The sequence below is a fragment of the Colwellia sp. BRX8-9 genome (assembly GCF_014077245.1).
Classification (GTDB): Bacteria; Pseudomonadota; Gammaproteobacteria; order Enterobacterales; family Alteromonadaceae; genus Colwellia_A.
The window spans coordinates 1-421 of record NZ_JACGVN010000060.1 but is presented as its reverse complement, the minus strand read 5'-3'; the positions used below and the strand labels follow the sequence as shown (position 1 = coordinate 421).

Below are 421 nucleotides of genomic sequence, written 5' to 3'. Positions count from 1 at the left end.
GAATGCCCAACCAAGCTTTTCTATACCGGTAAAAAAGAATACCCAAATACCATGCTTGATGACCCATTCTTAGCAGCCCTTGCTGATGGTGGTCATCAAGTTGGCGAATTAGCTAAGCAGTATTACTCTAATGGTTTTGACATTACTACGCTTGACTACGATGAAGCTGAAAAACAAACATTAGAGCTTCTAGCGCTTGATGAAGTCGTGATTTTTGAACCCGCTATTCGTTTCAATAACTTGTTTATTCGTGTTGATGTATTAGTTAAAAAAGGTAATCACTTTGAGTTAATTGAAGTGAAAGCAAAATCTTATTCAGTAAAAGACAATGGTGACTTTCATAATAAAAAAGGTGACAAGCTTGATTCAAAATGGAAGCCGTACATTTTTGATGTTGCTTTTCAAAAACATGTTTTAAAAA

1 pseudogene is annotated in these 421 nt (G+C 34.9%); it reads left to right on the top strand.

What is annotated here, in order from left to right:
• Positions 1-421: pseudogene (locus H4J70_RS20265) on the top strand (DUF2779 domain-containing protein); the annotation flags it as partial.